Source organism: Streptomyces sp. URMC 126 (assembly GCF_051386555.1).
Lineage (GTDB): Bacteria > Actinomycetota > Actinomycetes > Streptomycetales > Streptomycetaceae > Streptomyces.
The window spans coordinates 1-5952 of sequence record NZ_JBPQTX010000386.1; the positions used below are offsets into that span (position 1 = coordinate 1).

General features: G+C 73.5%; 4 protein-coding genes. 3 read left to right on the plus strand and 1 reads right to left on the minus strand.

The features are described 5' to 3' along the window. Nucleotides 1–134: 134 nt before the first annotated feature. Nucleotides 135–1505, minus strand: coding sequence for an L-lysine 6-transaminase (gene lat / locus ACSNOK_RS29740; RefSeq protein ID WP_436783900.1), 1371 nt, complete (start codon nucleotides 1503–1505; stop codon nucleotides 135–137). A 267-nt stretch (nucleotides 1506–1772) separates the two neighbouring features. Here lat and ACSNOK_RS29745 point away from each other — a divergent pair, with 267 nt between their 5' ends. The 3 genes from ACSNOK_RS29745 (at nucleotide 1773) to amaB (ending at nucleotide 5745) form a co-directional block, all read left to right on the plus strand. Next, the gene (locus ACSNOK_RS29745) at nucleotides 1773–3014 is read left to right on the plus strand and encodes an aminotransferase class V-fold PLP-dependent enzyme (protein WP_436783901.1); all 1242 of its coding nucleotides are present in this window, start codon (nucleotides 1773–1775) and stop codon (nucleotides 3012–3014) included. 241 nt (nucleotides 3015–3255) lie between these two features. Further along, a complete protein-coding gene (locus tag ACSNOK_RS29750) occupies nucleotides 3256–4191 on the plus strand; it encodes a 2OG-Fe(II) oxygenase family protein (protein ID WP_436783903.1) in 936 nt (311 codons plus the stop codon). A gap of 15 nt (nucleotides 4192–4206) precedes the next feature. Next, a complete protein-coding gene (gene amaB, locus ACSNOK_RS29755; RefSeq protein WP_436783902.1) occupies nucleotides 4207–5745 on the plus strand; it encodes an L-piperidine-6-carboxylate dehydrogenase in 1539 nt (512 codons plus the stop codon). Nucleotides 5746–5952: the final 207 nt, after the last annotated feature.

The following is a 5952-nucleotide window of genomic DNA, read 5'->3' on the forward strand; positions in this document are numbered from 1 at the left end:
GCGTTGGGGCGTACGGGTGTTGAGGCGTAGGGGCTTCCTGGGGAGACCTCCGTGGGGAGCCTCCGCCGGAGGGCCCCGGCGGGCGGGCCGCAAGTCCCGCGAGGGGGGCCGGGGTACGTCCGTCCGTACGTCCCTCAGCCGGCGGCGACCGGCCCCAGGCTGCGCTCCAGCGCCTCCAGGGCCTCGTCGATCTCGCCCTCGCCGATGGTCAGCGGCGGGCGGAAGCGCAGGCCGCGGTCGCCGCACGGCAGCGCGATGACGCGGTGGTCGCGGTACAGCCGGCGCAGCACCTCGTCGCGGTGGCGGGTGTCCGGCAGGTCGACGGCGCACATCAAGCCGCGGCCGCGGGCGTTGGAGAGGGTGTCCGGGTGCTCTGTGGCCAGGGCCTCCAGCCCGTCGAGGAGGTACTTTCCGCGCCGGACGACGGCGTCGAGGAGCTGGGTGCTCTCGATGGTCTCCAGCAGCCGGGTGGCGCGGACCATGTCGGCGAGGTTGCCGCCCCAGGTGGAGCTGATGCGGGAGGAGACGGCGAAGACGTTGTCCGGCACCTCGTCGATCCGGCGGCCGCCCATCACCCCGCAGACCTGCGTCTTCTTGCCGAAGGCCACCAGGTCGGGGCTGAGGTCGAGCTGCTGGTAGGCCCACGGGGTGCCGGTGATCCCGCAGCCGCTCTGCACCTCGTCCAGCACGAACAGGGCGTCGTGCTCGTGGCAGAGCCGCTGCATCGCCCGCAGGAATCCGGCGCTCAGGTGGTTGTCGCCGCCCTCGCCCTGGATCGGCTCGGCAATGAAGCAGGCGATCATGCCGTCGGCGGCGCGGAAGGCGGACTCGGCGGCCTCCAGCGCGCGGCGCTCGGCCTCCCGGTTCTCCCGGGCGTGCTCGGCGAGCGGGTGCCGGAGGGCCGGGACGGGGATCCGGGGCCAGGAGAAGGCGGGGAAGCGGGCGGTCTTCGCCGGCTCGGTGTTGGTCAGGGACATGGTGTAGCCGCTGCGGCCGTGGAACGCCCGCTCCAGGTGCAGCACTTGGAGGCCGTCGGCGGCCCGCCCCTCCAGGCCCAACCGCTGCGCCTTCCAGTCGAAGGCGGCCTTGAGCGCGTTCTCGACGGCCAGCGCGCCGCCGTCCACGAAGAACAGATGCGGGAGCGCCGGGTCGCCGAGCACCCGGGCGAACGTCGTGACGAACCGGGCGTACGGAATGGTGTAGAGATCCGGGTTCGAGGGTTTGTTGACGGCCGCCGCGGCGAGTTCGCGCAGGAACTCGGGATCCTCGGTAATGCAGGGCGGATTGATGCCGAGAGGAGCCGAGGCGAAGAACGAGAAGAGGTCGAGGTATTCCTTGCCCGTTATGGCGTCGACCATGCGGGTACCGGAACCGGCAGTCAGGTCGAGAACGATGTCGTAGCCGTCCACCAGCACATGGGGCGCGAGCGTGCGGTGCACGTCGGCGGCCTGGATACCTGTCGAGTGGACGAGGTCACGGCCGGGACGACATTCTTGTTCACCCATGGGAAAACTCCTCTGGGACGGGCTCGAATTACCGGAGCTTCAGGACGCCGGACTGCCGTGGCGGCGAACTGGGAAGGCGGGTTCCCGATGCTAACGGGGGCCGCTCTTGGGCCCCTCTTTCCCCGCTCTCGGAAATCTCTTCCCGGTTATGCCATTTCGGGGTTCGCTCTGTCGGAGGTCCCGTGCCGGCTGCTACGGTGCGGGGCGTTCGAACGAATGTCGGCGGGCACCGGTTTTCTTCTTTCTGAATGCGCGGGAGATCACGACATGGCCGATGCCGACTGGGACGACGCCCGCGGCCGGATGCTGCTCGACCCGACCGCCGTCAACCTCAACACCGGTTCCGGCGGGCCACTGCCCCGGGTTGCTTTCGACCGCCTCACCGACCTCCGCGCCCGGTTGGCGCGGGCGCCGATGGACTTCCTGCTGCGCGAGGTCCCGCCGCTGCTGTGGGCGGCCCGGGAGCGGCTGGCCGGTTTCCTGGGCGGGGACCCGCGCCGGCTGGTCCTCACCACCAACGCGACCGCGGCCGTCAACCTGGTCGCGTCGTCACTGGAGTTGCCCGCCCCGGGCGAGATCCTGCTGACCGACCACGAGTACCCGCCGATGCGGTGGTGCTGGGAGCGGGCCGCCCGGCGGCTCGGGCTCGGGGTGAGGACGGTCCGGCTGCCGCGACGGCCGTCCGGGCCCGGCGCGTTGCTCGACGCCGTCGTCGCGGCGATGGGCCCGCGCACCCGGCTGCTGTCCTTCTCCCACGTGCTGGCCGGCACCGGTACGGTGCTGCCCGCCCGGGAGTTGTGCGAGGAGGCCCGCCGGCGCGGGATCACCACCGTCGTCGACGGCGCGCACGCGCCGGGCCTCCTCGGCCTGGACCTGGCCGCCGTCCCGTGCGACTTCTACGCCGGGAGCGGCCACAAATGGCTCCTGGGCCCCACCGGAACCGGCTTCCTGCACCTCGGCGAGGGGCAGGCCGACCGCCTCGAACCGGCGCAGGTGAGCTGGGCGTACCGGCTCCCGCCGGGGAGCCCGCCGGACGAGCGCGACCGGTTCGGCAGTACGCCGCGGCTGCGCCGGTTCGAGTGCGAGGGGACCCGTGACCTCTGCCCGTGGCTCGTCCTGCCGGAGTCGATCGGCTTCCAGGAGGAGCTGGGTCCCGAACGGATTCGGGCCCGTCGGCGCGAACTGGCCGGCCGGGTGCGCCGGCTGCTCGCCGACGGACCGGGGCTGGAGCCCGTCACGCCCGCGTCGCCGGAGCTGTCCGCCGGGATGGTGGCGTTCCGGCCGCCCGGTCCGGTGCCGGCGGACGAGCTGGCCCGGAGGCTCTGGGAGGACTTCCGGATCGAGACGGGGGTGGCCGAGCGGCCGGACGGGGCGCTGCTCCGCGTCTCGGTGAACTTCCACACCACCGAGGCGGAACTGGACCGGCTGGCGGAGGCGCTGGGCGAGCTGACGGCGGGCCGGGCCGCCGCGCCCGCGGTCTCGTCCGCCTCCTCCGCGGGCCCCCGGTGACGTACCCGCGGGCCGCCGTGGGGACGCCACCCGGCGGCCACCGGACCTGATGCCGGGCAGGCTGCCGGTCCGGGCGCGGGGAAGCCGCCGCACCGGCCGCCGACGGGCAGTCGGCGGATTGGCGGCGAACTGCCCGTCGGATTGACGGCGGACTGCCGGCGGGCTGCCCGTCGGATTGACGGCGGACTGCCACGAGTACGAGATGCCGACCACGCGATCACGAGAGGGGCGCGACGTGCCGATGGACACGACGGTGCCGACGTTCAGCCTGACCGATCTCCAGCAGGACCGCCGGCAGGAGGAGTTCCGCGCCTGCCTGGCGGAGAAGGGGGTGTTCTACCTGACCGACAGCGGCCTGTCGGACACCGACCAGAAGTCCGCCAAGGACGTCGCCGTCGACTTCTTCGAGCACGGCACCGAGGCCGAGAAGCGGGCCGTGACCTCGGCCGTCCCCACCCTCCGGCGGGGCTTCACCGGGCTGGAGTCGGAGAGCACCGCAAAGATCACCAACAATGGGACGTACACCGACTACTCGATGTGCTACTCGATGGGGACCTCGGACAACGTCTTCCCCTCGGAGACCTTCGAGCGCGTCTGGACGGACTACTTCGACCGCATGTACGACGCCTCGCGCGAGGTGGCGCGGCAGGTCCTGAAGACGACCGGGACGGTCCCGGAGGGCGGCACGGAGTCCTTCGTGAACTGCGAACCCCTGCTGCGCTTCCGGTACTTCCCGGAGGTCCCGGAGGACCGCAGCGCGGAGGAGGTGCCGTCACGGATGGCCCCGCACTACGACCTGTCCACGGTGACGCTGATCCAGCAGACGCCGTGCCCGAACGGGTTCGTGAGCCTCCAGTGCGAGGTCGGCGGCGCGTTCGTGGACCTGCCGGCCGTGCCGGACGCGGTCCTCGTCTTCTGCGGTGCCGTCGCGACGCTGGTGACCGGAGGCCGGGTGAAGGCCCCGCGGCACCACGTCGCGGCGCCGGGGCGGGACCTGATCGCGGGCAGCGGCCGGACGTCCAGCGTCTTCTTCCTCCGCCCCGACCCCGACTTCGCCTTCTCGGTGCCGCTCGCCCGGGAGTGCGGGTTCGACATCGGCCTGGAGGGCGAGACCGCCACCTTCCGGGACTGGATCGGCGGCAACTACGTCAACATCCGCACGAAGTCCGAAGCGTAAGGGGTACGAGCCGGCATGGCGACGACAGCACTCACCGACACGGAAGCGATCCGGGCCCGGGCGGAGGCGGCCCTTGCGCGCTGCGGGGCCGACCCCGCGGCGCGCAAGGGTGACGCCCTCACCGCCCGGACGCCGGTCACCGGCGCCGGCCTCCTCGGCCTGCGCGCCGACTCGGCGGCGGACGTCGACCGGGCCGTCGCCGCGGCGCGGACGGCGTTCCTGGAGTGGCGGACGACCCCGGCGCCGGTGCGCGGCGCCCTGGTCAAACGGCTCGGCGAACTCCTCACCGCGCACAAGGAGGACCTCGCCGACCTCGTCACCGTCGAGGCCGGGAAGATCCGCTCGGAAGCGCTCGGCGAAGTGCAGGAGATGATCGACGTCTGCGACTTCGCGGTGGGGCTGTCCCGGCAGCTGTACGGCCGGACGATGCCGTCCGAGCGCCCCGGGCACCGGCTGATGGAGACCTGGCACCCGCTGGGCGTGGTCGGCGTGATCACCGCCTTCAACTTCCCGGTGGCGGTGTGGGCGTGGAACACGGCGGTGGCCCTGGTCTGCGGCGACACGGTGGTGTGGAAGCCGTCGGAGCTCACTCCGCTGACCGCGCTGGCGTGTTCCGCCCTGCTCGACCGCGCCGCCGCCGACACCGGTGCCCCGGCCGGCCTCAACCAGGTCGTCCTGGGCACGGCGGAGGCCGGGGAGCGGCTCGTCGACTCCCCGGACGTGCCGCTGGTCAGCGCGACCGGCTCGACGCGGATGGGCCGGGCGGTCGGCCCCCGGGTGGCCGCCCGCTTCGGGCGCAGCCTCCTGGAGCTCGGCGGGAACAACGCGGCCGTGGTCGCCCCGTCGGCGGACCTCGACCTCACGGTGAACGCGGCCGTGTTCGCCGCCGTGGGCACGGCGGGCCAGCGGTGTACGACGCTCCGCCGGCTCATCGTGCACGCCGACGTCGCCGACGAGGTGACCGACCGGCTCGCCGCCGCGTACCGGCGGCTGCCGGTCGGCGACCCGTTCCACGACTCCACCCTGGTCGGGCCGCTCGTCAACGCCGCCGCGCACACCCGGATGCGGGACGCGCTCGACCGCGCGGCGCCCGACGGCGGCACGCTGGTCGCCGGCGGCGGCCGGGAGCTCGCCGAGGCGGCGCCGGACGCTTATTACGTCCGGCCCGCCCTCGTCCGGATGCCCGGGCAGACGGCCGTGGTCCGGGAGGAGACGTTCGCGCCCGTCCTCTACGTCCTCACCTACCGCGACCTCGACGAGGCGATCCGCCTGCAGAACGACGTCCCGCAGGGGCTGTCGGCCGGCATCTTCACCGCCGACCAGGGCGAGGCCGAACGGTTCCTGGCCGCCGACGGCGCGGACTGCGGCATCGTCAACGTCAACATCGGCACCTCGGGGGCGGAGATCGGCGGCGCGTTCGGCGGCGAGAAGGAGACGGGCGGGGGGCGCGAGTCCGGCTCCGACGCCTGGCGGGCGTATATGCGCCGGGCGACGAACACGGTGAACTACTCGGGGCGGGTGACGCTGGCGCAGGGGGTGGACTTCTCGCGGTAGCGGGGGCGGACGGCGGGAGGGGACGGGAACGAGGCGGAACGAGGGCGGAGTAAGGAACGGAATCCATCCTTCAGACCGCCTTCCCGCCGCCTTCCGCCGCCTTTCCGCCGCCCGCCCGTTGCCCTCTCGCCGCCCGCCCGGGCCGGTCCGCCACGACGGCGGCCGGCCCGGGGGGGGGGGGGGGGGGGGGGGGGGGGGGGGGGGGGG

Bases quoted from the DNA above. Each gene is read 5' to 3' on its own strand.
- lat (WP_436783900.1), bottom strand. From the start codon at position 1,505: ATGGGTGAACAAGAATGTCGTCCCGGCCGTGACCTCGTCCACTCGACA.
- ACSNOK_RS29750 (WP_436783903.1), top strand. From the start codon at position 3,256: ATGGACACGACGGTGCCGACGTTCAGCCTGACCGATCTCCAGCAGGAC.
- ACSNOK_RS29745 (WP_436783901.1), top strand. From the start codon at position 1,773: ATGGCCGATGCCGACTGGGACGACGCCCGCGGCCGGATGCTGCTCGAC.
- amaB (WP_436783902.1), top strand. From the start codon at position 4,207: ATGGCGACGACAGCACTCACCGACACGGAAGCGATCCGGGCCCGGGCG.